16 protein-coding genes and 3 rRNA genes are annotated in these 26,241 nt (G+C 68.3%); 8 read left to right on the top strand and 11 right to left on the bottom strand.

Translation table 11 applies throughout. The features are described from left to right. The first annotated feature begins 159 nt into the window (after nt 1-159). Nucleotides 160-906, top strand: coding sequence for an Rv3235 family protein (locus OG985_RS27780; RefSeq protein ID WP_371671062.1), 747 nt, complete (start codon nt 160-162; stop codon nt 904-906). A 98-nt stretch (nt 907-1,004) separates the two neighbouring features. Here the strand turns inward: OG985_RS27780 and secA are convergent, their stop codons facing one another. Next, the gene (secA, locus tag OG985_RS27775; protein WP_371671061.1) at nt 1,005-3,815 is read right to left on the bottom strand and encodes a preprotein translocase subunit SecA; all 2,811 of its coding nucleotides are present in this window, start codon (nt 3,813-3,815) and stop codon (nt 1,005-1,007) included. 268 nt (nt 3,816-4,083) lie between these two features. Here secA and OG985_RS27770 point away from each other — a divergent pair, with 268 nt between their 5' ends. Together OG985_RS27770 and OG985_RS27765 are read left to right on the top strand one after the other, a co-directional pair. Next, a complete protein-coding gene (locus tag OG985_RS27770) occupies nt 4,084-4,656 on the top strand; it encodes a GNAT family N-acetyltransferase (RefSeq protein WP_371671060.1) in 573 nt (190 codons plus the stop codon). A 111-nt stretch (nt 4,657-4,767) separates the two neighbouring features. Continuing rightward, a complete protein-coding gene (locus OG985_RS27765) occupies nt 4,768-5,964 on the top strand; it encodes a winged helix-turn-helix domain-containing protein (protein WP_371671059.1) in 1,197 nt (398 codons plus the stop codon). A 14-nt stretch (nt 5,965-5,978) separates the two neighbouring features. Here the strand turns inward: OG985_RS27765 and OG985_RS27760 are convergent, their stop codons facing one another. From OG985_RS27760 to mtnA, 7 genes are all read right to left on the bottom strand, one after another. Next, nucleotides 5,979-6,722: a response regulator gene (locus tag OG985_RS27760; protein WP_371671058.1), complete on the bottom strand. Its 744-nt coding sequence runs from the start codon at nt 6,720-6,722 to the stop codon at nt 5,979-5,981. Between the two features lie 208 nt (nt 6,723-6,930). After that, nucleotides 6,931-7,623, bottom strand: coding sequence for a ribosome hibernation-promoting factor, HPF/YfiA family (hpf, locus tag OG985_RS27755; protein WP_371671057.1), 693 nt, complete (start codon nt 7,621-7,623; stop codon nt 6,931-6,933). A 316-nt stretch (nt 7,624-7,939) separates the two neighbouring features. Beyond that, on the bottom strand, nt 7,940-8,959 hold the full coding sequence (locus OG985_RS27750; RefSeq protein WP_371671056.1) for a ComF family protein: 1,020 nt from the start codon (nt 8,957-8,959) through the stop codon (nt 7,940-7,942). Between the two features lie 92 nt (nt 8,960-9,051). Then, nucleotides 9,052-10,881: an LpqB family beta-propeller domain-containing protein gene (locus tag OG985_RS27745; protein WP_371671055.1), complete on the bottom strand. Its 1,830-nt coding sequence runs from the start codon at nt 10,879-10,881 to the stop codon at nt 9,052-9,054. Then, on the bottom strand, nt 10,871-12,937 hold the full coding sequence (mtrB, locus tag OG985_RS27740; RefSeq protein WP_371671054.1) for an MtrAB system histidine kinase MtrB: 2,067 nt from the start codon (nt 12,935-12,937) through the stop codon (nt 10,871-10,873). The genes OG985_RS27745 and mtrB overlap by 11 nt, the downstream gene beginning before the upstream one ends. A gap of 1 nt (nt 12,938) precedes the next feature. Beyond that, nucleotides 12,939-13,628: a two-component system response regulator MtrA gene (mtrA, locus tag OG985_RS27735; RefSeq protein WP_371671053.1), complete on the bottom strand. Its 690-nt coding sequence runs from the start codon at nt 13,626-13,628 to the stop codon at nt 12,939-12,941. A 4-nt stretch (nt 13,629-13,632) separates the two neighbouring features. After that, entirely contained in the window at nt 13,633-14,781 is a 1,149-nt protein-coding gene (gene mtnA, locus OG985_RS27730) for an S-methyl-5-thioribose-1-phosphate isomerase (RefSeq protein ID WP_371671052.1), read from the bottom strand. A 140-nt stretch (nt 14,782-14,921) separates the two neighbouring features. Between mtnA and OG985_RS27725 the strand changes: the two genes are divergently transcribed. Genes OG985_RS27725 through OG985_RS27705 form a run of 5 tightly spaced genes read left to right on the top strand, consistent with a single transcriptional unit; the run spans nt 14,922 to nt 20,604 of the window. Next, on the top strand, nt 14,922-16,316 hold the full coding sequence (locus OG985_RS27725; RefSeq protein ID WP_371671051.1) for a hypothetical protein: 1,395 nt from the start codon (nt 14,922-14,924) through the stop codon (nt 16,314-16,316). Nucleotides 16,317-16,320: 4 nt separating this feature from the next. Further along, complete coding sequence (locus OG985_RS27720) at nt 16,321-17,112, top strand: DUF4129 domain-containing protein (protein ID WP_371671050.1); 792 nt, start codon at nt 16,321-16,323, stop codon at nt 17,110-17,112. Further along, entirely contained in the window at nt 17,109-18,305 is a 1,197-nt protein-coding gene (locus OG985_RS27715) for a DUF4350 domain-containing protein (RefSeq protein ID WP_371671049.1), read from the top strand. The genes OG985_RS27720 and OG985_RS27715 overlap by 4 nt, the downstream gene beginning before the upstream one ends. Next, complete coding sequence (locus OG985_RS27710) at nt 18,305-19,294, top strand: AAA family ATPase (RefSeq protein ID WP_371674514.1); 990 nt, start codon at nt 18,305-18,307, stop codon at nt 19,292-19,294. The genes OG985_RS27715 and OG985_RS27710 overlap by 1 nt, the downstream gene beginning before the upstream one ends. Continuing rightward, complete coding sequence (locus tag OG985_RS27705) at nt 19,294-20,604, top strand: DUF58 domain-containing protein (RefSeq protein ID WP_371671048.1); 1,311 nt, start codon at nt 19,294-19,296, stop codon at nt 20,602-20,604. The genes OG985_RS27710 and OG985_RS27705 overlap by 1 nt, the downstream gene beginning before the upstream one ends. 86 nt (nt 20,605-20,690) lie before the next feature. Here the strand turns inward: OG985_RS27705 and rrf are convergent. The 3 genes from rrf to OG985_RS27690 all read right to left on the bottom strand — a co-directional run bounded on the left by rrf (nt 20,691) and on the right by OG985_RS27690 (nt 25,861). Beyond that, nucleotides 20,691-20,807, bottom strand: a 5S ribosomal RNA gene (gene rrf / locus OG985_RS27700). 86 nt (nt 20,808-20,893) lie between these two features. Next, nucleotides 20,894-24,017, bottom strand: a 23S ribosomal RNA gene (locus tag OG985_RS27695). Between the two features lie 318 nt (nt 24,018-24,335). Further along, nucleotides 24,336-25,861 (bottom strand): 16S ribosomal RNA (locus tag OG985_RS27690). The 16S, 23S and 5S rRNA genes sit together here, the layout of an rRNA operon. Nucleotides 25,862-26,241 lie beyond the last annotated feature (380 nt).

The following is a 26,241-nucleotide window of genomic DNA, read 5'->3' as shown; positions in this document are numbered from 1 at the left end:
CGGGCTTTCCGGACCTCCCGGTCACTCGGATAAGTGAACCTCCCGGGCCCCGGCCCGAGGGCCTCGGCCGCCTTGCCGCCGCGGCCCACATCCCCGTACAAGATCCCCAACCACAAAGTTACCGCCCGGTACTTTCCGGGCCCGTCGAGCGGGGACACCATGCACAAGGTCATGAACAGGGCGAAGCAGCAGCCCGGCAGCCGCCCGCCCGGCCGCCGCGACGCCCGCCACCCCGGCGGTGCCCCGCCCCGCACACCGGGCGGCGGTACGGCCCGCACGACGGCGCCGGGCGGCCGGCCCCCGGGCTCACCAGGGGGCAACGGGACCCGCACCCGTACGAGGCCCACCGACGGCCGCCCACCGGCAGCCCCCGGCTCCCCCACCAGCGCCACAGGCACAAACGCCGGTGCCACCGGCACAGCCGCACACACCGGCACCGCCTCCCACGGCACGACCGGCACGCTCACGGCACCCGCACGGCCATCGGCGCCCGCTCCCGCCGCCCCAGGCACCACGCAGGCCTCCGACGCCCCCACCCAGACCCCGCGCAGGCCGCTCTGCCCACCGCCCGCCACCACCGACGTCTTCGCGGATCGTCTGCTCGCCGTCCTGAGCGGTCAGCGCCCCGTCCACTGGATGCTCCGCCACACCGCCGGCCGCGCCTACGACGAACTGGCCCACCTCGCCGAACGCGGCCCGCTGCGCACCCGCGGCACCCGCCCCGTGGTCCGCGACATCGGCTACTACGTGCCCCGCCCCGGCGCCATCGAGGTCTTCGCGCGCATCGGCGCCGGCGACCAGCTGCGTGCCATGGCCTTCCGCCTGGAACAGGGACCGGACCTGCGCTGGCGCTGCACAGCGGTGGAGCTGGGCGGCCCGCGCACGGCAGGTCCGGACCACGACTGACCCCGCCGGACACGCCGAAGGGCCGGCCCACCCTGGAGTGACCCGGCCCTTCGAACCTCTACGGCGCCACAGGCACCGTCACTTCCCGCCCGGCACCGTCACTTCTTGCGACGGCGCCCACCACGCGACTGCTTGCGCCGCTCCGCGCGCGTGAGACCGTCCGCCTCCGAGCGCACGGGCTCCTCGTCGTCGGCGAACTCGCCCTCGACGACACCACCCTCACCGTCGACGGTCGGCGCCGAGAAGTGCAGGTCCCGCCGCTGCGGGGCGTCGAGCCCCTTGGCGCGGATCTCGGGACGGGAGCCGGCCTGGGCCGGAACCGCGTCGCGCTTCTCGAGCGACGGCTCGGTGTCCTCCACCGGGACCTCCTCGACCTGCTGCTCGACCTGGACCTCCAGGTTGAACAGGTAGCCGACGGACTCCTCCTTGATGCCCTCCATCATGGCGGTGAACATGTCGAAGCCCTCGCGCTGGTACTCGACCAGGGGGTCCTTCTGCGCCATGGCGCGCAGGCCGATGCCCTCCTGGAGGTAGTCCATCTCGTAGAGGTGCTCGCGCCACTTGCGGTCCAGGACCGACAGCACGACACGGCGCTCCAGCTCACGCATGATCTCGGAGCCGAGCTGCGTCTCACGCGACTCGTACTGCTCGGTGATGTCGTCCTTGATCGACTCGGCGATGAACTCGGCGGTCAGTCCGGCGCGGTCACCGGCCGCCTCCTCCAGCTCCTCGACGGTGATCTTCACCGGGTAGAGCTGCTTGAAGGCACCCCACAGACGGTCGAGGTCCCAGTCCTCCGGGAAGCCCTCGGCGGTCTCCGCACCGACGTACGCGTCGATGGTGTCGTTCATGAAGTGCTGGATCTGCTCCTGCAGGTCCTCACCCTCCAGGACGCGGCGCCGCTCGCCGTAGATGACCTCGCGCTGACGGTTGAGGACCTCGTCGTACTTGAGGACGTTCTTGCGGGTCTCGAAGTTCTGCTGCTCGACCTGCGACTGGGCGGACGCGATCGCGCGCGTGACCATCTTGTTCTCGATCGGCACGTCGTCGGGGACGTTCGCCATCGACATGACGCGCTCGACCATCTGGGCCTTGAACAGGCGCATCAGGTCGTCGCCCAGCGAGAGGTAGAAGCGGGACTCGCCCGGGTCGCCCTGACGGCCGCTACGGCCGCGCAGCTGGTTGTCGATGCGACGCGACTCGTGCCGCTCGGTGCCGAGGACGTAGAGCCCACCGAGGTCCTTGACCTCCTCGAACTCCGCCTCGACCGCTTTCTCGGCCTTCTTCAGGGCCGCGGGCAGGGCGTGCGCCCACTCCTCGATGTGCTCCTCGGGGTCGAGGCCGCGCTGGCGCAGCTCCGCCTCGGCGAGGTCGTCGGGGTTGCCGCCGAGCTTGATGTCCGTACCACGGCCGGCCATGTTGGTGGCCACGGTCACGGCGCCCTTGCGGCCGGCCTGGGCGATGATCGGCGCCTCACGGTCGTGCTGCTTGGCGTTGAGCACCTCGTGCTGGATGCCGCGCTTGCTCAGCTGCTGCGAGAGGTACTCGGACTTCTCGACCGACGTCGTGCCGACGAGGATCGGCTGGCCCTTCTCGTGCTTCTCGGCGATGTCGTCGACGACCGCCTCGAACTTCGCGACCTCCGTGCGGTAGATCAGGTCCGACTGGTCCTTGCGGACCATCGGCCTGTTCGTCGGGATCGGGACCACGCCGAGCTTGTAGATCTGGTGGAACTCGGCGGCCTCGGTCATCGCCGTACCGGTCATGCCGGAGAGCTTGTTGTAGAGGCGGAAGAAGTTCTGCAGGGTGATCGTGGCGAGCGTCTGGTTCTCGTCCTTGATGTCCACCCCTTCCTTCGCCTCGATCGCCTGGTGCATGCCCTCGTTGTAGCGGCGGCCGGCGAGGATACGGCCGGTGTGCTCGTCGACGATCATGACCTCGCCGTCGATGACGACGTAGTCCTTGTCCTTCTTGAAGAGCTCCTTGGCCTTGATGGCGTTGTTCAGGTAGCCCACCAGAGGCGTGTTCACCGACTCGTAGAGGTTGTCGATGCCCAGCCAGTCCTCGACCTTGCTGACGCCGGACTCGTGGATGGCGACGGTGCGCTTCTTCTCGTCGACGTCGTAGTCGCCGGTCTCCTCCATGCCCTTGAGCGGGTTGCCGGCCTCGCCCTTCTTCAGGCGCGTGACCAGCTTGGCGAAGTCGCCGTACCACTTGGTGGCCTGGTCGGCCGGGCCGGAGATGATCAGCGGCGTACGGGCCTCGTCGACGAGGATGGAGTCGACCTCGTCGACGATGGCGAAGTTGTGGCCGCGCTGGACGAGTTCGTCCTGGGACCACGCCATGTTGTCGCGCAGGTAGTCGAAGCCGAACTCGTTGTTCGTGCCGTAGGTGATGTCGCACGCGTACTGCTCGCGGCGCTGGGCCGGCGTCATGTTGGCGAGGATGCAGCCGACGCTCAGGCCCAGGAACTTATGGACGCGACCCATCATCTCGGAGTCGCGCTCGGCCAGGTAGTCGTTGACCGTGATGAGGTGGACGCCTTCTCCGGAGAGGGCGTTGAGATAAGCGGGGAGCGTGCCGACGAGGGTCTTGCCCTCACCGGTCTTCATCTCGGCGACGTAGCCGAGGTGGAGGGCGGCGCCGCCCATCATCTGCACGTCGTAGTGACGCTGGCCGAGCACGCGCTTGGCAGCCTCACGCACGGTGGCGAAAGCTTCGGGGAGCAGGTCGTCCAGAGTCTCACCGTCGGCGTACCGCTGCTTGTACTCATCGGTGAGGGCCCGCAGCTCGGCGTCGGAGAGGTCGACGAAGTCCTCTTCGATGGACTTGACCTGGTCCGCGATGCGGTGCAGCTTGCGCAGGATCTTGCCTTCGCCTGCACGCATGATCTTCGAGAGGACGGACACGGGGCTTGGTCTCCTTGCCGGTCGGGCCGGGACGGTCGGTTCCATGTGACTTACTGAGCAACGGCCATCGTATGCGAGGACCCCGCCACGCCGGGAGGCCTGCCGGGTCGACGACGGTCCGCCATTTCAAATCTGTTTCAAAGGGGACAACGGCCGGGGGTCGCGGATGGTGCCGCGTCCCGCCGAGGATTTGCGCGAATTGTGATCGCGCGCTCACACACGGCTAAAAAAGTGGCGGCCCCGTCGGACCGCCGAGCAGAATCGGCCGATGGATCCCGTCACGCTCTCCACCGCCCGCCTCCACCTGCGCCCGGTCGGCCCGGACGACACCGACTCCGTGTACGCCGCCGCCCAGGACCCGGACATCCAGCGCTGGACCTCCATCCCCTCGCCCTACCTCCACGAGCACGCGCGGGGCTTCACGGAACAACTGGTCCCGCTCGGCTGGGCGAAGGATTCGATGTTCACCTTCGGCGTCTTCCTCCCCGGGCCGGGAGACCTCGTGGGCATGCTCTCCCTCACCACGCGCTCCCCGGGCACGTCCGAGATCGGCTTCTGGGCCACCAAGGAGCACCGCGGCAACGGCTACACCACCGAGGCCGTCGCCGCCGCCTCCCGCTGGGCCTTCACCGACCTGCGGGCGGACCGCGTGGAGTGGCGCGCGGAGGTCGGCAACGAGCCGTCCCGCGCGGTGGCGGAGCGCGCCGGCTTCGCTTTCGAGGGCACGCTGCGCTCCGCGATCGTCCACGCAGGCGTACGCCGGGACTGCTGGGTGGGTTCGCTGCTGCCCTCCGACCTGGGCCTGCCGCCGTCGGCGCCCTACCTGCCGGCCGACGCGTAGCCGCCCCACCGCCGGCTCCCCCGGGGCCGGTCGTCCGGGCCGCGGACCGCTCCCGGCGGGAACGGCGCAGGTCAGCCCCCACTGTCAGCGCCACCCCCTATCGTGCGGGGCATGACGACCCCGCACCCCACCACCCTCTCGGCAGCCGAAGCCCGCCGCATCGCCCTGCGGGCACAGGGCTTCCTCGGCGCCCCCGACCGCCGTGCGGGCGTCCGCGGCGCCCTCCGCCATCTGGGCGCGGTCCAGCTCGACACCATCTCGGTCCTCGCCCGCTCCCACGAACTCGTTCCGTACGCCCGCCTGGGCGCCGTGGGCCGCGGCACGGTCGAGGCCGCCTACTGGGGCACCGCGTCCGCCGATGCCGCGCGGGCACAGCCCCACGCCTTCGAGTACTGGTCGCACGCCGCCTGCATCCTCCCCATCGAGGAATGGCCCCACTTCGCCTTCCGGCGCCGCGCCTACCGCTCCCGTCCGCACTGGAGTCACGCCCTCCCGGACGGCGCCTACGATCAGGTGATCAAGCAGCTGCGCGCCGAAGGGCCGCTCACGGCGACCGAGTTGGGCGGCGCGAAGCGCACCAGCGAGTGGTGGGACTGGTCCGGCGCGAAGGTCGCCGTGGAGCGCGCCCTGATGTACGGGGAGGTGGTGTGCGTCGAGCGCCGCGGCTGGAAGCGCGTGTACGACCTCGCCGAGCGCGCCGTACCCGAAGCACTGCTGCACGACGACCTGGACGACGCCGAGTGCCTGCGCCGCCTGGTCCGACTGGCGGCCCAGTCCCTGGGGGTCGGCACGCGCGCGGACATCGCGGACTACCACCGCCTCAAGGGAGAACAGTTCGACGCGGTGATCGCCGACACCGGGCTGGTCCCGGTCACCGTGGAGGGCTGGGACAAGCCGGCCTGGGCCGACCCCGTGGCCCTGGAGACCTCACCGCGCGGCCGCCACCGGACCACGCTCCTGTCCCCCTTCGACTCCCTGGTCTGGGAGCGGGCGCGCACGGAACGGATCTTCGGCTTCACCCACCGCCTGGAGGCCTACGTCCCCAAGCCGAAGCGGGTGCACGGCTACTTCGCGATGCCGGTGCTGGCCGGCGGTCACCTGGTCGGCCGCGTGGACCCCGCCCGTGAGGGCGGCACCCTGGTGGCCAGGCAGGTCACCCTGGACGGCCCGAAGGCGGTCCCGGCGGTGGCCCAGGCCCTGATGGAGGCCGCGAGCTGGGTGGACTGCACGAACGTACGCGTGGAACGGGTGGACAGCCCGGAACTCCGCGCTCCCCTTGCCGCGGAACTCGCCCGCGCTCTCGCCTGACGCCCCCGGCGCCCTTACCTGATCTCGAGGATTTTCTCCCGCATCGCGTACACCACGGCCTCCATCCTGGAGTGCAGCTGCAGTTTCTCCAGGATGTTGCGCACGTGGTTCTTCACGGTGTTCTCGGAGATGAACAACTCCTTGGCGATGTCCCGGTTGTTCATTCCGGTGGCCACGAGTTTGAGTACTTCCAGCTCACGGTCGGTGAGCCGGGGCGCGGGCACCAGCCGGCGCTCGTCCGTGCGCTGGATCATCGACTTGAACTCGGTGAGCAGTTTCGACGCCATGGACGGGCTGATCTGCGACTGCCCGTCGGCCACCGCGCGAATGGCGGTGGCGACCTCGTCGGTGGAGATCTCCTTGAGGAGATATCCGGTCGCGCCCGCTTTGATCGCGTCGTAGAGGTCGGCCTCCTCGTCGCTGATCGTCAGCATGATGATCTTGGCGCTGGGGGCGACTTCCTTGATGGACGTGCACGCCTCGATACCGCCCCGCTTGGGCATCCGCACATCCATCAGAATGATGTCCGGCAGCAGGTCGGCGGCCTTGTCGACGGCCTCCGCGCCGTCGCCCGCCTCACCGACGACCTGGATGTCCTCCTCGGCCGCGAGCACGATCTCCAGGCCTCGGCGGAAGAGCGCGTGATCGTCCACGACCAGGACACGGATCGGTTCCTTGCGTGGGGAGCCCGCGTCGGGGCCCGTGCCCGCGTCGCCGTCGGTGACCTGGTCGTGCATCGGTCCGAAGCTGTCCGCCATCGTTCCTCCCCCTGAAGGCTGTGGCCTGTGGTCCTGTGCCATCGCCAACCCAAGGCAACGACCCGCCGGTTGGGCCGGTGCGGCCATGATTCCATGCCTGGACGACAGTGAGGTGACAGAGCGGGGCGTGAAGTGGTCGCACACCGGTGCCCCTGGGGGGCGCGCACGCGCTCCAGGGGCACCGGCTCAGCTGCCGGCCACGGGGGCGTCAGCCGCCCAGGGTGCCACCCGCCGCGGGAGCGTTCACCTGCGTGACCATCGGGTCCGTGTTGAGGTGGATGACTCCGTAGTCGTAGGCGTGGCGCCGGTAGACGACGCTCGGCTCCTTCGTCTCGGAGTCGACGAACAGGTAGAAGTCGTGGCCGACCAGCTCCATCTCGTAGAGAGCCTGGTCGAGGGTCATGGGTGAGGCTACGTGCGTCTTCTCGCGAACGACGAGGGGGCCTTCGCCCTTCACCTCGAGCGAGCCGATCTTCTTCGTGGGCACGGCGTCCGGCTCTTCGTCGTGGACGACGTGGCCGTTGCCGTTGAGTGTCGCCGCGTCCGGGACGTGGTCGGCGACCTCGGCCGCCGTGAGCCGGCGGGCGCCTCGGCGCGAGTACCGCTTGTCGTGCTGCTTGCGAAGCCGGGCTTCCAGCTTCTCCGCCGCCAAATCGAGTGCCGCGTACGGGTCGTTGGCCGCCGCCTCCGCCCGGATCACGGGACCGCGGGAGCGGAGCGTGATCTCCACTCGGTCACAACGGTCGGCCTGTCGGGGGTTGGGCTCCTTGGACACCTCGACGTCGAGGCTGATCACCTTGCCGTCGAGCTTCTGGATCTTCTCCAGCTTCAGCTTCTCGGCCACGTGCTTGCGGAACCGCTCGGGCACCTCGGTTTTGCGGCCCTTGACGACGATGTCCACGCAGAACTCCGTTCCCGGATCGCTCCGCTTCCGTGGCGGAGCGTCTCCCTTTTGCACCAGGTTCCGGTGAGCCCCGGAACCTCGGACTCGGTGACTTCCACCTCCTCCTCCCCCATGGGCAAGATCTCCACCCCATCGTCGCGGGTGATTGTGCAAAACCCGCAGCGGCGGCATTCGTATAGGAGAGGGACGGCCTGGGCCTTTCTCTCACAACCGAACATATCTCGCCCGGACGGATGTCGTCACCCTCTACTGCGGCGTACCTCCGTTCAAGTGAATTGGCCCTCTCATTAGCTGCAACGATGCAAGTTCACAGTCAGTTCCGGTTTGTTCCGAAGGAACCCGGCGTGGCGGCGACCACGGCGGCGCAGACCAGGTGGTCGCGGCCGGTCCGGCGCGCATCACCGTCGTCCGTCTTTCCCGCCTCACCGCGCCCCCGTCCTCGCTCTCCCTCGGCTGCCTCTTCGATACGTCCGACCAGGCCCGACCGTCTCATCCGTTGCGCCGATCGGGTCCGTCCCTCTCTGCCTTCCCGGGTTCCCGCCGCGTACACGATCGTTTCCAGGTCGTCGTCCGCGTACCTGAGCCCCGTCAGCGCCAGACGCACGGCGCGTGCCGCCTCCGTCAGGGACGCACCCGTCGTCATCAGGTCGTCGACGAGCACCACCGGACCGCCCGACAGCAACCGGGCAGCATCGGGAGCGACCGCCAGCGCGCCCGCCAGGTTGGCCAGCCGCTGGCGGGAGTTGAGGCCCGACTGGTCGGCCACGGCCCGCCCCTGCCGCAGCACGGCGACCACCCGCGCCGGGGTCCCGGTCCGCCGCAGTTCCCCGGCCGCCGCGAGAGCGATCCGCCGCGCAGGATCATGCCCGCGCGCCCGCACCACTCCGCGGGACGACGGCACGGGAACGAGCCGCACCGCCCGGTCGGCCGACAGCCCGGCTTCCCGTGACCTCGCAACTCCCGGTCGGCGCGTGTCCGACCGCGGGCCCGTAGCCGCCGCTGAGCCCGCCCCTACGCCTCTGTCGGCCCTCATCCCGGCCTCCAGCACCCCCGTCCGCACAGCGCCCGCCAGCGCCGCGCCCAGCGGCGCCGCGAGCGCCAGCGCACCCCGCTCCTTGTGGGCCAGCAGCACCGCGCGCACCGCGTCCCCGTACCGCGCCGCCGCGTGCACCACCGGCAGCCCGGCCGGCTCCGGCACCGGTGTCACCCGGCGCGGCGCGGCACCGGTCAGAGCCGCACGGCACTCCGGGCAGAGCACTGCGCGAGACCTACCGCAACCCGCGCAGTCGGCAGGCAGCACCAGGTCGGTGAGGTCCTGCCACCACCCCCGCATGTCCACCACTGTGCCAAGGCCTGCCCGGACCGGCCACCCCTGTGGACAACCGCCTGTGGACAACTCCCGCGGCAGCGGGCGGCCGCGCCGGCTCACCCCGGGTAGACCGGGCCCGTGCCCTTCGCGACGACCTTCTGCCACTGCGCCCCGGACGGCAACCGCACAATCCCGTCCGCCGAGTACGCCACCAGCGGCATCTCGTCGTCCTCGGTCGCGGCGATCTCGTTGACTCCGGTCAGGGCCGCGGGCGCGGGCGCCTCCGGTGTGGAGCCGTCCACCTGGACGTACCGCATCTGCTGCACGCCCCCCTGTTCCTGCCCGACCACCACGAGTTTGCTGTCACCGGCCCATGACATCGCCGCGACCTCTTCCGACGCCGGTGTCACGGAACGCAGTTCCTGGACCGACACGGCGGGTCGCTCCCCGGCCTTCTCGTCCCGCTCGATCCGCCCGACGAACAGGGACCCCTTCCCGTCCTTCTCGACGACGAGCGCGATCCGCACCCCGTCGGCGGCCACCCGGACGGCCTTGACGCGTCCGTCGAGGTTCGGAGTCCGCACCTCCAGCGGTTCGCCCTTGGCCTGTTCCAGCAGCAGCAGTCGCGGGTCGCCGGGGTTTCGGTCGGCCACCCACAGGTCGCCCCGTGTGTCCCAACTGGGCGCGGTGAGCCGGTCGTTCTCCGTCTTGCCCTTGCTGAGCAGCACGGGATCGCCGAGCGAACTCCCTGCCACCATCGCCCCGACGTACAGCGCCTTGCCGTCGATGCCGACGCCGGCCGCGGTCTGCTCGTCACGCGACACCGCCACCGACCGCAACGCCTTGTCGCCCTCGCCCAGCGGCCCGGGCACCGGCTCGGGCTGCGTGCCCGGGGTCTGGGCCGAGATCCGTACCAGCCGGTGCTCGTTGTCCAGGAAGTACAGGTAGGTGGGCTGCTTCACCGAGCCGCGCACGGCGGCGGCGTCGGCTCCGGCCCCGTCCACCGAGCACAGCTGCGCGCCGCCCGCCCGCAGATCGACCTCCGCCAGCGCGGGCGTGAGGTTCTGCAGGGTGAACAGGATCTGGGCCGCCATCTCGCCGCACTTGGCCGAGCCGACCTTGGCGGCCTTCGCGTTCAGCGGCACCGTGAGCTTGTTCTGGTCGTCGGGCGTCAGCGAGCTGACGCCCTTCTCCAGTGCTGTTCCGGAGGGGAAGCTGGACCTGACGACCGGCCCGAGCAGGCTCGTGGGCCCGTTGAGCAGGGAACGCACCATCTGCGTCATGGGATCCACCATCCGGCGGATGTACACCGGATCGGCGACCGCCGACTCCACATCGGGCCCGGCGGTCGCGTTGGACGCGAAGTAGTACTTGTTGACGGACGTGTAGGTGCGCTGGAAGTCCGACTGCCCCATGACGACTCCGGGCGGCAGGCCGTCGATGCGCCACTGCTCGGTCTTCCGGTCCCGGGTGAGGTGCACCGGCTGGCTGTAGGCCCCGGCGGCGGGCGAGTACGACTGCTGCGCGTCCACCGTCGCGACGCTGGTGCCCGTCAACGCGAACGACACGTCGTTCCTCTCCTCCCGGCCACCCGACCGCGCGGGCTCGGCACCCGGCCCGTCCTCGAGCACCGTGGTGGACCACTCCGGGCGCCACTTCGCGGCCGCGCCGGGGGTCAGGTACTTACGGGCTGTCTCGTAGTGCGGATCGTCGCTGGTCAGGGCCTCCAGGAAGCCCTGCACGATCTCCGCGGCCGGGGCGTCCTCCCGGGGCGGCATCGCGAAGACCCGCACCTGCGTGTCCTGGCGCGGCGTGGACTCGACGCCCCTCAGATCCCCGCTGTCGGGCATCGAGGCACAACCAGCCAGCACTACGACCCCACAGGCGGCGTACGCCACCGCGCGCGCCGGTCTCCGCCGAGCGCCCCCCTCGCGGTCAGCGCCCACGGAATGCCTCCCCTTGCCTCTTCGAGTCCTCCGGCCCGGCATCCGCACGGCCCGCCCCGCCCCCGACGGGCGTGTCGTCCTGTCGTAGCGCGCCCGAGGCGGGCCGGGGCACGACCCGCGCGCCGTTGCCGGGCAGCGCGGTGGGATCAGCCGTGGGGACCACGGTCGACCGCGGTGTTATCGGGTCCCGCGGCGACTGCGACGGCCCCGGCTCGCCCGTCGGCTGCAACGGCACGGTGGCGGCCTTGTCCCCGCCCCCGCGCGGCAGCCCGGCGTCGTCGAGTCCGCGGTGACGGCGCGAGTCCCTGGGCTCCAGCGGTATCGGCGAGCCCCGCAACGGTTCGTCCGCGGTGCGCGGCAGGGTGAGCCGGAACTGCGAGCCGCCGCCCGGCTCGCCCCAGGCCTGCAGCCAGCCGCCGTGCAACCGCGCGTCCTCCAGGGCGATGGACAGCCCCAGACCCGTACCACCGGTCGTACGCGCGCGTGCCGGGTCGGCCCGCCAGAAGCGGCTGAAGACGCGCGTCGCCTCGCCGGGCTTGAGCCCGACCCCGTAGTCACGTACCGCGACCGCGACCGCCCCGCCGGCCGAGGCGAGCTTGACCACGACGTCCTTGCCCTCGCCGTGCTCCACGGCGTTGACGACGAGGTTGCGCAGCACCCGCTCCACGCGCCGGGCGTCCGCCTCGGCCACGACGGGCTGCTGGTCGCCTACCACCCGTATGTGCGTGCCCTTGCGCTCGGCGAGTGGCGCCGCCCCGCTGACCACCCGCCGTACGACCTCCCTGAAGTCGATGGGCTCGGCCTCCAGTGCCGCCGCGCCCGCGTCGAAGCGGCTGATCTCCAGCAGATCCGCGAGCAGCGACTCGAACCGGTCCAGCTGGTCGGCGAGCAGCTCCGCCGACCGCGCGGTCACCGGGTCGAAGTCCTCCCGCGCGTCGTGGATGACGTCCGCGGCCATCCGTACGGTCGTCAGCGGCGTACGCAGCTCGTGCGACACGTCCGACACGAACCGGCGCTGCATCCGCGACAGGTCCTCCAGCTGCTGGATCTTCAGCTGCAGGCTCTGCGCCATCTTGTTGAAGGCCTCGCCGAGCCGCGCGATGTCGTCCTCGCCGGTGACCTTCATGCGTTCCTGCAGCCGCCCCGCGGACAGCCGCTCGGCGATCCCGGCCGCCATCCGCACCGGGGTGACGACCTGCCGCACCACGAGCCAGGCGATGGCCCCGAGGAGTACGACGACGAACAGTCCGGCCGTCGCGAGCGTCCCCTTGACCAGGCTGAGCGACTTCTCCTCCTGGGTGAGCGGGAAGAGGTAGTAGAGCTGGTACGGGTCGCGGTTCGGGTCGTTGACCTGCTTGCCGATGACCAGGGCCGGCTGGGAGTCCTGGTGGGCGTCGGCGTTGTAGACGATGCGGGTGTAGCTCTGGGCCGCCGCCATCTTGCCGTCCACCCGCGCGCGCAGGTCCTGGGGCACGCTGGCGGTGGGGTTGACCCGGCCGGAGGCACGCGGCCCGCGTCCGGCGCTGCTCTCGTCGCCCACGGGCAGGCTCACGACGTCGAAGGCGCCCTGGCCGCCGCTGGAGAGGGACGCCACGAGACTGCTCATCCACTCGATGACGTTCGGCGCGGGACGGCCGTCCACCGTGGAACCCGCGTCACCGGTCCCGCTCGCCGCCTCTTCCGCCTTCTGCTTGGCCACCGCGAATCCGCCGGTGGCCTGGCTCTGCGAGGCCTTGACCTTGGCGTCCAGCAGGCCGTTGCGCACCTGTCCGATAACGACGAAGCCCAGCAGCAGGACGACGCCGAGCGACATCAGCAGGGTCGTGACGACGACCTTGAGCTGGATGTTGCGACGCCACAGCCGCATGACGGGCAGCGCGGGCCGGCGCGCCCACCGCAGCAGCAGACGGAGGACCGGGCTGCCCTGCACTCCGCCCTGCAGCAGCCCGCCCTCGAACAGACGTCCCCAGCGGGAGCCTGCCGTCTTCCGGCCGACAGGCCGCCCCGCGCGGGCCCCGGACCGGCCGGGCGCCGAAGCGGCACTGTCCTTCGTCATGTCAGCTCGGCCCGGCCTTGTAACCGACGCCACGGACGGTCACCACGATCTCCGGCCGCTCGGGGTCCTTCTCGACCTTGGAGCGCAGCCGCTGTACGTGCACGTTGACCAGGCGGGTGTCCGCCGCGTGCCGGTAACCCCACACCTGCTCCAGCAGGACCTCCCGCGTGAACACCTGCCAGGGCTTCCGCGCCAGCGCGACCAGCAGGTCGAACTCCAGCGGCGTCAGCGCTATCGACTGCCCCTCCCGCTTCACCGAGTGACCGGCCACGTCGATGACCAGGTCACCGATGGCGAGCTGCTCGGGCGTGGGCTCCTCCGACCTCCTGAGCCTGGCCCGGATCCTGGCGACCAGCTCCTTCGGCTTGAACGGCTTCACGATGTAGTCGTCGGCACCCGACTCCAGGCCCACCACGACATCGACGGTGTCGCTCTTGGCCGTGAGCATCACGATCGGTACCCCGGACTCCGCCCTGATCAGGCGGCACACCTCGATACCGTCCCGGCCCGGCAGCATCAGATCGAGCAGCACGAGATCGGGCTTGGACTCACGGAAAGCGGCCAGCGCCTTGTCGCCGTCGGCTACAAAAGACGGCTCAAAACCTTCACCACGCAGCACAATGCCGAGCATCTCGGCCAGTGCGGTGTCGTCGTCGACGACAAGGACTCGTCCCTTCATAAACGACATCATCCCATTAGCTAATCGTTACCTGGCGTGACCTGGCACACAGCTCGGCCAGAGCCTCAGCCGTCACGGGCGAAACAACGCCCTCCTCGGTGACGATCGCCGTCACCAACTCGGGCGGCGTCACGTCGAACGCCGGGTTGTACGCCTGGGTCCCCAGGGGTGCCACCGGAATCCCGCCACCTGCTTCTGCTCCGACCACCGGCACCTGCGGTGCTGTGAGCTCGGTCACCTCATGACCGGGGCGCTGCTCGACCTCGATGGCCGCCCCGTCCGGCGTGTCCGGATCCACTGTCGTCAGCGGTGCCACCACGATGAACGGCACGTGGTGGTACCGCGCGAGCACGGCGAGCGGATAGCTCCCTACCTTGTTCGCCACCGAACCGTCGGCCGCGATGCGGTCCGCCCCGATCAGCACCGCATCCACCTCCCCCGCCGCGAACAGCGAACCCGCCGCGTTGTCGGTGAGCAAGGTGTAGGCCATCCCCTTGCGCGCCGCCTCATATGCCGTCAGGCGAGCACCTTGCAGCAACGGACGCGTTTCGTCCACCCACAGGCGCCTGAGCCGCCCGCTCCGGTGCGCCGCGAGAGCCACCGCGAACGCCGTTCCCTCACCGCCCGACACCAGCGCCCCGGTGTTGCAGTGCGTGAGAATCCGGTGCCCGCCGCCGGGCAGCAGTTCGTCCAGCAGCGCCAGCCCACGCTCGGCCATACGGGCGCTGGCCTCGGCGTCCTGCCGGTGCAGCTCCCGCGCCGCACCCAACGCCGCCTGCGCGGCCCGCGCCACATCGCCGTGCCTGGCGAGCTCGGCCCGGTACGCGGACCGGGCCCTGTCCACGCCGACCGCGAGGTTCACCGCGGTGGGGCGGGCACCGGCCAGCGCGTTCGCCGCCTCGTCCACGTCGAAGTTGCGCACGGCGGCGAGCGCGACACCGTACGCCCCCGCGATACCCAGCAACGGTGCCCCACGCACGGCGAGCGAACGGATCGCCTCCACCAGCGTGGACGCGTCCGTACAGACCAGCTCGACCTCCTCGACCGGCAGCCTCGTCTGGTCCAGAAGGACCACCACCGGCCCTTCGGGTGGCTCGTCCCAACGGATCGCCGGTGTCTCGGCCGGCCGGTTGTCCTCGCCGCTTTGCGCGTACTGATCAGCCATGCGATCAGTCTGCCCCGGATCCGGCGGACAATTGAAGGTGCGCAGCCCACACCGCGGCCGGCCCCCCCGTGACCACCCCATGGCACGATGGCTGCCAACCTGCCGCCGCGACCGCGGACAAGCACCGTGAAGGAGCGACGATGAAAGACACTCCGGGCTGGGCCTCGCCCGGATCCGCCCCGTCCGACGGGCAGGAACCCGGCGCGTCCGGCCCTGCCGAGCCCACCGACCGGCCCGGCACCGCACAGCCCGCGGACCAGGCCGCCCCGGATCAGCAGAACCCCGGCGCGCCGAACCCCGGCGCGCAGAGCCCCACCCCGCAGTGGTCCAAGCAGCAGCCGCCACCCGCCCAGTGGTCCGCGCCGACCGGCCCCGGAGGCCCCGGCCAAGCGGCTCCGCCACCTCCGCCCCCCGGCCCCGGCTGGGGCACCCAGCCCCCCGCAGGCCCCGGCGGTTACGGCCCGCCCGGTTACGGCGCTCCCGGCCCGGGCGGCCCCCCGGTCTACGGCAGGCCCGGATACCCCGCATGGGGAGGCGGCGGCTGGGGCGGCCCCCCGCCCGCCGCCAAGCCCGGCGTCATCCCGCTGCGCCCGCTCGGCGTCGGCGAGATCCTCGACGGCGCGGTCTCCACCATGCGCACGTACTGGCGCACGGTCCTGGGCATCTCGCTGACCGTCGCGGTCATCACGGAGATCGTCGTCGTCCTGCTCCAGGGTTTCGCCCTGAAGGACGGCACCAGCACCGACGCCCTGAACGACCCGAGCGCCACACTCAGCGAGCTGACCCGCGCCATGGGCGACGCGATGCTCAACTCCGGTGTCGTGTTCCTGATCTCCCTGATCGGCACGATCACCGCCACCGCCCTGCTCACCACCGTCACCAGCCGGGCGGTCCTCGGCAAACCGGTGACCACCGGCGAGGCCTGGCGCGACGCCCGCTCCCAGTTGCTGAAGCTGTTCGGACTGATCTTCCTTCTGCTGCTGATCACCTTCGGCGTGGTCCTCGTGGGCGCCCTGCCCGGCATCCTCGTAGCCGTCGCCGGCAACTCCGAGGCGGGCACCGCGCTCGCCGTCCTGGGCATCCTCGGCACCGGCGTCCTCGCCCTGTGGCTAATGGTCCGCTTCTCCCTCGCCTCGCCCGCGCTGATGCTGGAGAAGCAGAGCATCGTGAAGTCGATGAGCCGTTCCGCGAAGCTCGTACGCGGCTCCTGGTGGCGGGTCTTCGGCATCCAGTTGCTCGCCATGATCATCGCGAACATCATCGCGGTGATCATCGTCATCCCCTTCTCCCTCTTCGGCGCGGCACTGAACGGCGGCGTCACCGTCTTCCTCAACGGCGGCGGCGACCTCGGCTGGTCGTACCTGATCGTCAGCGGGATCGGATCGGTGATCGGCTCCATGATCACGTTCCCGATCACGGCAGGCGTCACCGTGCTCCTCTACATCGACCAGCGCATCCGCCGCGAGGCCCTCGACCTCGACCTGGCCCGCGCAGCCGGCGTCCAGGGCTACGGCCCCGACACCCCGGGGAGCTGATGCGGTGAGTCCCGCGGGGGGAGTTCTCACAACGGCACCGACGGCACTGCCACGCGTCATCGGCGCGGCGGTACGCGCCCTGTCGCGCGCCGGCGACACATCGGTACGGTCACTGGCGCGCGCCGACGGCGAACCGCCGGTGACCATCCCGCGTGATCCCGCGCGGGAGGCGGCCCGGCGCGAGCTGTCCAAGCGCATATACCACGAGAACGACCCCAGCCTGTTCCAGCGCGCCCTGGACGCCTTCTGGGACTGGGTCGGCGAACTGTTCGACGGCGCCTCGGCGGCCACCCCGGGAGGAGCGGTCGGCCTGGTCGTCGTCATCCTGGTCGTCCTGGCGGTCCTGGCCGCCCTCTGGTGGCGCCTGGGCACCCCGCACCGCCAACCCACCTCCTCGGCAGGCCTGTTCGACGACCGTCCCCGTAGCGCCGCCGAACACCGCGCCGCCGCCGAGGCACACGCCGCCCAGGGCCACTGGAACCAGGCCGTCCAGGAACGCATGCGCGCCATCGTCCGATCCCTGGAGGAACGCGCCCTCCTCGACATCCGCCCCGGTCGCACCGCGGACGAGGCCGCCGCCGACGCCGGCCGCGCACTGCCCGCGCACACGGACCGACTCCGCGCCGCCGCCCGGGACTTCGACGACGTGACATACGGTGGCCGGACGGCCGACGAACAGTCGTACCACCGGATCGCGGAACTCGACCGTGACCTCGAACGCACCAAGCCGGTGCTCGCGAGCAACAGCAGCAGCCACAACGCGGCCCCCAACGCCCGCCAGGGAGCCGCCGAATGACCACCGAGGCCACGCTCGCGCCCACCTCGGCCTCGCCCACCGCCCGCCATGTGTGGACCCGCACGCGGGGCGTCGTACTCGCTGTCGTGCTGCTCCTCGCCGGGGCCGTGGCCATCGCCACGATCCGCTCCGACACCCGCCACGGAAGCCTCGACCCGCGCTCCGCCGACACCTACGGCAGCCGTGCCGTCGCCGAACTCCTCGCCGACCGCGGTGTCTCCACCCGTGTGGTCACCACCCTGGCCGAGGCACGCGCCGCGGCCGGACCGGACACCACACTCCTGATCGCCGTCCCCGACCTCCTGACGCGGCGTCAACAGACGGAGCTGCACTCCGCGACCGCGGACTCCGGCGGCCGCACCGTCCTCGTCGCCCCCGGCAGTTCGTCCGTCGAACGGCTCGTCCCCGGCGTCGTCGCGGACCCCGCCACCAGCCTCGACTCGGCACTTCCCCCCGACTGCACCCTGCCCGCCGCCCTGCGCGCCGGCCAGGCCGACACGGGCGGCATCCGCTACACCGCCATCAACGTCGGCGCCGACGAGTGCTACCCGAGCGACCGCCTCGCCACCCTGGTCCGCGTCCCGGACGAATCCGGCACCGGCGACACCATCGTGCTCGGCGCGCCAGACATCCTCCTCAACGACCGCCTCGACGATCAGGGCAACGCCTCGCTCGCCCTGCAGCTCCTCGGCTCGCGCCCCCATCTGGTCTGGTACCTCCCCTCACTCGCCGACACCTCCGCAACCAACCCGGACGACGAAAAAAGCCTCTTCGACCTGCTCCCCTCCGGCTGGCTCTGGGGCACCCTGCAACTCTTCGTCGCGGCAGCACTGGCCGCCCTCTGGCGGGCACGCCGACTGGGCCCCCTCGTGCCGGAAAAACTCCCCGTGGCGATCCGCGCCTCCGAAACCGTCGAAGGCCGAGCCCGCCTCTACCGCAAGGCCGACGCCCGCGACCGCGCCGCCGGCGCTCTTCGCTCCACCACCCGCACCCGCCTCGCCCCCCTCGTCGGCGTCCCCGTCACCCAGGCGCACGCGCCCGAAGCACTCCTCCCCGCACTCTCCGCCCACCTGCAACGCGACGGACAGTCCCTGCACGCCCTCCTCTTCGGCCCGCCGCCCGGCGACGACGCGGCCCTCATCGCCCTCACCGACCAACTCGACGCCCTCGAAAGAGAGGTACGCCGTCCATGATGGACCCGACCACTGACAACGCCGGGCGGACCGGGGACCCGGGCAGCGCCCGGGCCTCCCTGGAAGCCCTGCGCGCCGAGATCGCCAAAGCCGTGGTCGGCCAGGACCCCGCCGTGACCGGCCTCGTCGTCGCCCTCCTCTGCCGCGGACACGTTCTCCTCGAAGGAGTCCCCGGAGTCGCCAAGACGTTGCTCGTCCGCACCCTCGCGTCCGCGCTGGAACTCGACACCAAGCGCGTCCAGTTCACCCCGGACCTGATGCCCAGCGACGTGACCGGCTCCCTCGTCTACGACACCCGCAGCGCCGAGTTCTCCTTCCAGCCCGGCCCGGTCTTCACCAACCTGCTCCTCGCCGACGAGATCAACCGCACCCCTCCGAAGACGCAGTCGTCCCTCCTGGAGGCGATGGAGGAGCGCCAGGTCACGGTCGACGGCACCCCGCGCCCGCTCCCCGACCCGTTCCTGGTCGCCGCGACCCAGAACCCGGTCGAGTACGAGGGCACGTACCCCCTCCCCGAGGCGCAGCTGGACCGTTTCCTCCTCAAGCTCACGATCCCGCTCCCCTCCCGCCAGGACGAGATCGACGTCCTCACCCGCCATGCCGAGGGCTTCAACCCGCGCGACCTGCGCGCCGCGGGCGTCCGCCCCGTCGCGGGCCCGGCCGACCTGGAAGCCGCACGTTCCGCGGTCGCCAAGACGACGGTCTCCCCCGAGATCACCGCCTACGTCGTCGACATCTGCCGGGCCACCCGCGAGTCCCCGTCACTCACCCTCGGCGTGTCCCCCCGCGGCGCCACCGCCCTCCTGTCCACCGCCCGCGCCTGGGCCTGGCTGACGGGCCGCGACTACGTCATCCCTGACGACGTCAAGGCGCTCGCCCTTCCCACCCTCCGGCACCGCGTACAGCTCCGTCCGGAAGCCGAGATGGAGGGCGTGACGGCCGACTCCGTCATCAACGCGATCCTCGCCCACGTCCCCGTCCCCCGCTGATGGCACTCACCGGACGCGCCGCGCTCCTCGCGGCCCTGGGCTCCGTCCCCATCGGCATCTGGGAACCGAGCTGGACGGGCATCCTGGCGGTCAACGCTCCCCTGGCTCTGGCCTGCGCCTGTGACTTCGCACTGGCGGCACCCGTACGACGCCTGCGCCTGGCCCGCACGGGCGACACCTCCGTACGCCTCGGCGACACCGCCGACGTCACCCTGACGGTCACCAACCCGTCCCGTCGCCCGCTCAGGGCCCAGCTCCGCGACGCCTGGCCGCCCAGCAGCTGGCAGCCCGGCACCGAAGTACGGGCCTCCCGCCACCGCCTCGCGATCCCCGCCGAGGAACGCCGACGCGTCACGACACGGCTGCGCCCCACCCGCCGCGGCGACCGCCGGGCCGACCGCGTCACGATGCGTTCCTACGGCCCTCTCGGCCTCTTCTCCCGCCAGGGCACCCACAACGTCCCCTGGACGGTACGCGTGCTGCCCCCCTTCACCAGCCGCAAGCACCTCCCGTCGAAACTCGCCCGCCTGCGCGAACTCGACGGCCGCACCAGCGTGCTCACCCGCGGCGAAGGCACAGAATTCGACAGCCTTCGGGAGTACGTCCCCGGCGACGACACCCGCTCCATCGACTGGCGCGCCACGGCCCGCCAGTCCACGGTCGCCGTACGTACCTGGCGACCCGAACGGGACCGTCACATCCTCCTGGTCCTCGACACCGGCCGCACCTCGGCGGGCCGCGTGGGCGACGTCCCACGCCTCGACGCCTCTCTGGACGCCGCGTTGCTCCTGGCCGCGCTGGCCTCCCGCGCCGGCGACCGCGTGGACCTGCTCGCCTACGACCGCCGAGTGCGCGCGCTCGTCCAGGGCCGCGCCGCGGGCGACGTCCTTCCGTCCCTCGTCAACGCGATGGCGACGCTGGAGCCCGAGCTCATCGAAACGGATGCCCGAGGCCTCACGGCCACGGCACTCCGGAGTGCGCCACGACGCTCCCTGATCGTCCTGCTCACCAGCCTCGACGCGGCTCCGGTGGAGCTGGGGCTGCTGCCCGTTCTCCCCCAGCTCACCCAGCGGCACACCGTGCTGCTGGCGTCGGTGGCGGACCCGCACATCGCTCGCATGGCAACCTCCCGCGGCAGCGCCGATGCGGTGTACGAGGCGGCAGCCGCCGCTCAGGCGCAGAGCGAACGCCACCACACAGCGGAGCAACTCCGCCGTCACGGCGTTACGGTCGTCGACGCGACACCGGATGAGTTGGCGCCGGCCCTGGCTGACGCATATCTGGCTCTGAAAACAGCCGGCCGTCTCTGACAGTACGGGCCTGAAAGGCCCCACTCTTTTTATCCCTGAACGCAGAAAACCCCCGCACCTGAGGTGCGGGGGTTTTCTCAAGATTTGTTCGGCGGTGTCCTACTCTCCCACAGGGTCCCCCCTGCAGTACCATCGGCGCTGTGAGGCTTAGCTTCCGGGTTCGGAATGTAACCGGGCGTTTCCCTCACGCTATGACCACCGAAACACTATGAAACAGACAACCGCACCGTTGTGTGGCACAACGGGGTTGTTCGTGGTTTCAGAACCAACACAGTGGACGCGAGCAACTGAGGACAAGCCCTCGGCCTATTAGTACCGGTCACCTCCACACCTTACGGTGCTTCCAGATCCGGCCTATCAACCCAGTCGTCTACTGGGAGCCTTAACCCCTCAAAGGGGGTGGGAATACTCATCTCGAAGCAGGCTTCCCGCTTAGATGCTTTCAGCGGTTATCCCTCCCGAACGTAGCCAACCAGCCATGCCCTTGGCAGGACAACTGGCACACCAGAGGTTCGTCCGTCCCGGTCCTCTCGTACTAGGGACAGCCCTTCTCAATATTCCTGCGCGCGCAGCGGATAGGGACCGAACTGTCTCACGACGTTCTAAACCCAGCTCGCGTACCGCTTTAATGGGCGAACAGCCCAACCCTTGGGACCGACTCCAGCCCCAGGATGCGACGAGCCGACATCGAGGTGCCAAACCATCCCGTCGATATGGACTCTTGGGGAAGATCAGCCTGTTATCCCCGGGGTACCTTTTATCCGTTGAGCGACGGCGCTTCCACAAGCCACCGCCGGATCACTAGTCCCGACTTTCGTCCCTGCTCGACCCGTCGGTCTCACAGTCAAGCTCCCTTGTGCACTTACACTCAACACCTGATTGCCAACCAGGCTGAGGGAACCTTTGGGCGCCTCCGTTACTCTTTAGGAGGCAACCGCCCCAGTTAAACTACCCATCAGACACTGTCCCTGATCCGGATCACGGACCCAGGTTAGACATCCAGCACGACCAGACTGGTATTTCAACGACGACTCCACCTGAACTGGCGTCCAAGCTTCACAGTCTCCCAGCTATCCTACACAAGCCGAACCGAACACCAATATCAAACTGTAGTAAAGGTCCCGGGGTCTTTCCGTCCTGCTGCGCGAAACGAGCATCTTTACTCGTAGTGCAATTTCACCGGGCCTATGGTTGAGACAGTCGAGAAGTCGTTACGCCATTCGTGCAGGTCGGAACTTACCCGACAAGGAATTTCGCTACCTTAGGATGGTTATAGTTACCACCGCCGTTTACTGGCGCTTAAGTTCTCAGCTTCGCACGCCCGAAAGCGCACTAACCGGTCCCCTTAACGTTCCAGCACCGGGCAGGCGTCAGTCCGTATACATCGCCTTACGGCTTCGCACGGACCTGTGTTTTTAGTAAACAGTCGCTTCTCGCTGGTCTCTGCGGCCACCCCCAGCTCACCGAGTAAATCGGATCACCAGTGATGGCCCCCTTCTCCCGAAGTTACGGGGGCATTTTGCCGAGTTCCTTAACCATAGTTCACCCGAACGCCTCGGTATTCTCTACCTGACCACCTGAGTCGGTTTAGGGTACGGGCCGCCATGAAACTCGCTAGAGGCTTTTCTCGACAGCATAGGATCATCCACTTCACCACAATCGGCTCGGCATCAGGTCTCAGCCTTGATGTGCGACGGATTTACCTATCGCACGGCCTACACCCTTACCCCGGGACAACCACCGCCCGGGATGGACTACCTTCCTGCGTCACCCCATCACTCACCTACTGCAGGTCTGGTCCGTCGGCTCCACCACTTTCCTTTCCCCGAAGGGTCCGGAACGGCTTCACGGACTTAGCATCGCCTGGTTCAATGTTTGACGCTTCACAGCGGGTACCGGAATATCAACCGGTTATCCATCGACTACGCCTGTCGGCCTCGCCTTAGGTCCCGACTTACCCTGGGCAGATCAGCTTGACCCAGGAACCCTTAGTCAATCGGCGCACACGTTTCTCACGTGTGTATCGCTACTCATGCCTGCATTCTCACTCGTGAACCGTCCACCACTGCCTTCCGGCGCGGCTTCACCCGGCACACGACGCTCCCCTACCCATCCATACTCCCGTTGGGGATATGTGTATGAATGACACGACTTCGGCGGTACGCTTGAGCCCCGCTACATTGTCGGCGCGGAATCACTAGACCAGTGAGCTATTACGCACTCTTTCAAGGGTGGCTGCTTCTAAGCCAACCTCCTGGTTGTCTGTGCGACTCCACATCCTTTCCCACTTAGCGTACGCTTAGGGGCCTTAGTCGATGCTCTGGGCTGTTTCCCTCTCGACCATGGAGCTTATCCCCCACAGTCTCACTGCCGTGCTCTCACTTACCGGCATTCGGAGTTTGGCTAAGGTCAGTAACCCGGTAGGGCCCATCGCCTATCCAGTGCTCTACCTCCGGCAAGAAACACACGACGCTGCACCTAAATGCATTTCGGGGAGAACCAGCTATCACGGAGTTTGATTGGCCTTTCACCCCTAACCACAGGTCATCCCCCAGGTTTTCAACCCTGGTGGGTTCGGTCCTCCACGAAGTCTTACCTCCGCTTCAACCTGCCCATGGCTAGATCACTCCGCTTCGGGTCTTGAGCGCGCTACTGAATCGCCCTGTTCGGACTCGCTTTCGCTACGGCTTCCCCACACGGGTTAACCTCGCAACACACCGCAAACTCGCAGGCTCATTCTTCAAAAGGCACGCAGTCACGACGCATTGAGTAAACTCAATGCGCGACGCTCCCACGGCTTGTAGGCACACGGTTTCAGGTACTATTTCACTCCGCTCCCGCGGTACTTTTCACCATTCCCTCACGGTACTATCCGCTATCGGTCACCAGGGAATATTTAGGCTTAGCGGGTGGTCCCGCCAGATTCACACGGGATTTCTCGGGCCCCGTGCTACTTGGGTGTCTCTCAAACGAGCCGTTGACGTTTCGACTACGGGGGTCTTACCCTCTACGCCGGACCTTTCGCATGTCCTTCGCCTACATCAACGGTTTCTGACTCGCCTCACAGCCGGCAGACTGTGAAAGAGAGATCCCACAACCCCGCATACGCAACCCCTGCCGGGTCTCACACGTATACGGTTTGGCCTCATCCGGTTTCGCTCGCCACTACTCCCGGAATCACGGTTGTTTTCTCTTCCTGCGGGTACTGAGATGTTTCACTTCCCCGCGTTCCCTCCACATACCCTATGTGTTCAGGTATGGGTGACAGCCCATGACGACTGCCGGGTTTCCCCATTCGGAAACCCCCGGATCAAAGCCTGGTTGACGACTCCCCGGGGACTATCGTGGCCTCCCACGTCCTTCATCGGTTCCTGGTGCCAAGGCATCCACCGTGCGCCCTTAAAAACTTGGCCACAGATGCTCGCGTCCACTGTGCAGTTCTCAAACAACGACCAACCACCCGTCACAACCCGCCGAAGCAGATTTTCACCGGGGCCGGCACTGAAGGCAGCCAACAATCGGCCGTACCCTCAGATACCCAACAGCGTGCCCGGCCGCATCCCGTCCGAAGATCATGCTTTCCACACTCTTACGAGCAGTACTTGCAGCCTCCGACCCGGAAAACCGGCCGAATAATCAACGTTCCACCCATGAGCAACCACCGTCGAACGTATGCCGACGTAATGGCCCTGGACCACCAGACAATGCCTGGCGGCCTAGATGCTCCTTAGAAAGGAGGTGATCCAGCCGCACCTTCCGGTACGGCTACCTTGTTACGACTTCGTCCCAATCGCCAGTCCCACCTTCGACAGCTCCCTCCCACAAGGGGTTGGGCCACCGGCTTCGGGTGTTACCGACTTTCGTGACGTGACGGGCGGTGTGTACAAGGCCCGGGAACGTATTCACCGCAGCAATGCTGATCTGCGATTACTAGCAACTCCGACTTCATGGGGTCGAGTTGCAGACCCCAATCCGAACTGAGACAGGCTTTTTGAGATTCGCTCCACCTCACGGTATCGCAGCTCATTGTACCTGCCATTGTAGCACGTGTGCAGCCCAAGACATAAGGGGCATGATGACTTGACGTCGTCCCCACCTTCCTCCGAGTTGACCCCGGCAGTCTCCTGTGAGTCCCCATCACCCCGAAGGGCATGCTGGCAACACAGAACAAGGGTTGCGCTCGTTGCGGGACTTAACCCAACATCTCACGACACGAGCTGACGACAGCCATGCACCACCTGTCACCCGACCACAAGGGGGGCACCATCTCTGATGCTTTCCGGGCGATGTCAAGCCTTGGTAAGGTTCTTCGCGTTGCGTCGAATTAAGCCACATGCTCCGCTGCTTGTGCGGGCCCCCGTCAATTCCTTTGAGTTTTAGCCTTGCGGCCGTACTCCCCAGGCGGGGAACTTAATGCGTTAGCTGCGGCACCGACGACGTGGAATGTCGCCAACACCTAGTTCCCACCGTTTACGGCGTGGACTACCAGGGTATCTAATCCTGTTCGCTCCCCACGCTTTCGCTCCTCAGCGTCAGTAATGGCCCAGAGATCCGCCTTCGCCACCGGTGTTCCTCCTGATATCTGCGCATTTCACCGCTACACCAGGAATTCCGATCTCCCCTACCACACTCTAGCCTGCCCGTATCGACTGCAGACCCGGGGTTAAGCCCCGGGCTTTCACAACCGACGCGACAAGCCGCCTACGAGCTCTTTACGCCCAATAATTCCGGACAACGCTTGCGCCCTACGTATTACCGCGGCTGCTGGCACGTAGTTAGCCGGCGCTTCTTCTGCAGGTACCGTCACTTTCGCTTCTTCCCTGCTGAAAGAGGTTTACAACCCGAAGGCCGTCATCCCTCACGCGGCGTCGCTGCATCAGGCTTTCGCCCATTGTGCAATATTCCCCACTGCTGCCTCCCGTAGGAGTCTGGGCCGTGTCTCAGTCCCAGTGTGGCCGGTCGCCCTCTCAGGCCGGCTACCCGTCGTCGCCTTGGTGAGCCATTACCTCACCAACAAGCTGATAGGCCGCGGGCTCATCCTTCACCGCCGGAGCTTTTAACCCCCACAGATGCCTGCAGGAGTATTATCCGGTATTAGACCCCGTTTCCAGGGCTTGTCCCAGAGTGAAGGGCAGATTGCCCACGTGTTACTCACCCGTTCGCCACTAATCCCCACCGAAGTGGTTCATCGTTCGACTTGCATGTGTTAAGCACGCCGCCAGCGTTCGTCCTGAGCCAGGATCAAACTCTCCGTGAATGTTGTCCCGTAATCGGGATGACACCACGAGAGCGGAACAGCCAGGCGGAATAAGCCCGGCCGTTCACAGCGTCCTCGCTGTGTTTACTTCAAAGGAACCACGCCCCGACCAGACGGCCGGAGACGGGGTATCAACATATCTGGCGTTGATTTTTGGCACGCTGTTGAGTTCTCAAGGAACGGACGCTTCCTTTGTACTCACCCGAGACACTGTCTCGCGGCTTTCCTCCGGGCGCTTCCCTTCGGTCTTGCGTTTCCGACTCTATCAGACCGTTTCCGGTTCCGATTTCCTCGGTGCTTTCCAGGTTTCCGCTTTCGCGTTTCCCTTTCCGGCGGTTCCGACTTTATCAGAAGTTCTGAGCCGGACTGACCGGCCATCC

It is taken from the genome of Streptomyces sp. NBC_00289 (assembly GCF_041435115.1).
Taxonomy (GTDB): domain Bacteria; phylum Actinomycetota; class Actinomycetes; order Streptomycetales; family Streptomycetaceae; genus Streptomyces.
This window is presented reverse-complemented; position numbering and strand designations above follow the sequence as displayed.

Bases quoted from the DNA above. Each gene is read 5' to 3' on its own strand.
- OG985_RS27780 (WP_371671062.1), top strand. From the start codon at position 160: ATGCACAAGGTCATGAACAGGGCGAAGCAGCAGCCCGGCAGCCGCCCG.
- OG985_RS27770 (WP_371671060.1), top strand. From the start codon at position 4,084: ATGGATCCCGTCACGCTCTCCACCGCCCGCCTCCACCTGCGCCCGGTC.
- OG985_RS27765 (WP_371671059.1), top strand. From the start codon at position 4,768: ATGACGACCCCGCACCCCACCACCCTCTCGGCAGCCGAAGCCCGCCGC.
- OG985_RS27760 (WP_371671058.1), bottom strand. From the start codon at position 6,722: ATGGCGGACAGCTTCGGACCGATGCACGACCAGGTCACCGACGGCGAC.
- OG985_RS27750 (WP_371671056.1), bottom strand. From the start codon at position 8,959: ATGCGGGGGTGGTGGCAGGACCTCACCGACCTGGTGCTGCCTGCCGAC.
- mtrB (WP_371671054.1), bottom strand. From the start codon at position 12,937: ATGACGAAGGACAGTGCCGCTTCGGCGCCCGGCCGGTCCGGGGCCCGC.
- mtrA (WP_371671053.1), bottom strand. From the start codon at position 13,628: ATGATGTCGTTTATGAAGGGACGAGTCCTTGTCGTCGACGACGACACC.
- mtnA (WP_371671052.1), bottom strand. From the start codon at position 14,781: ATGGCTGATCAGTACGCGCAAAGCGGCGAGGACAACCGGCCGGCCGAG.
- OG985_RS27725 (WP_371671051.1), top strand. From the start codon at position 14,922: ATGAAAGACACTCCGGGCTGGGCCTCGCCCGGATCCGCCCCGTCCGAC.
- OG985_RS27715 (WP_371671049.1), top strand. From the start codon at position 17,109: ATGACCACCGAGGCCACGCTCGCGCCCACCTCGGCCTCGCCCACCGCC.
- OG985_RS27710 (WP_371674514.1), top strand. From the start codon at position 18,305: ATGGACCCGACCACTGACAACGCCGGGCGGACCGGGGACCCGGGCAGC.
- OG985_RS27705 (WP_371671048.1), top strand. From the start codon at position 19,294: ATGGCACTCACCGGACGCGCCGCGCTCCTCGCGGCCCTGGGCTCCGTC.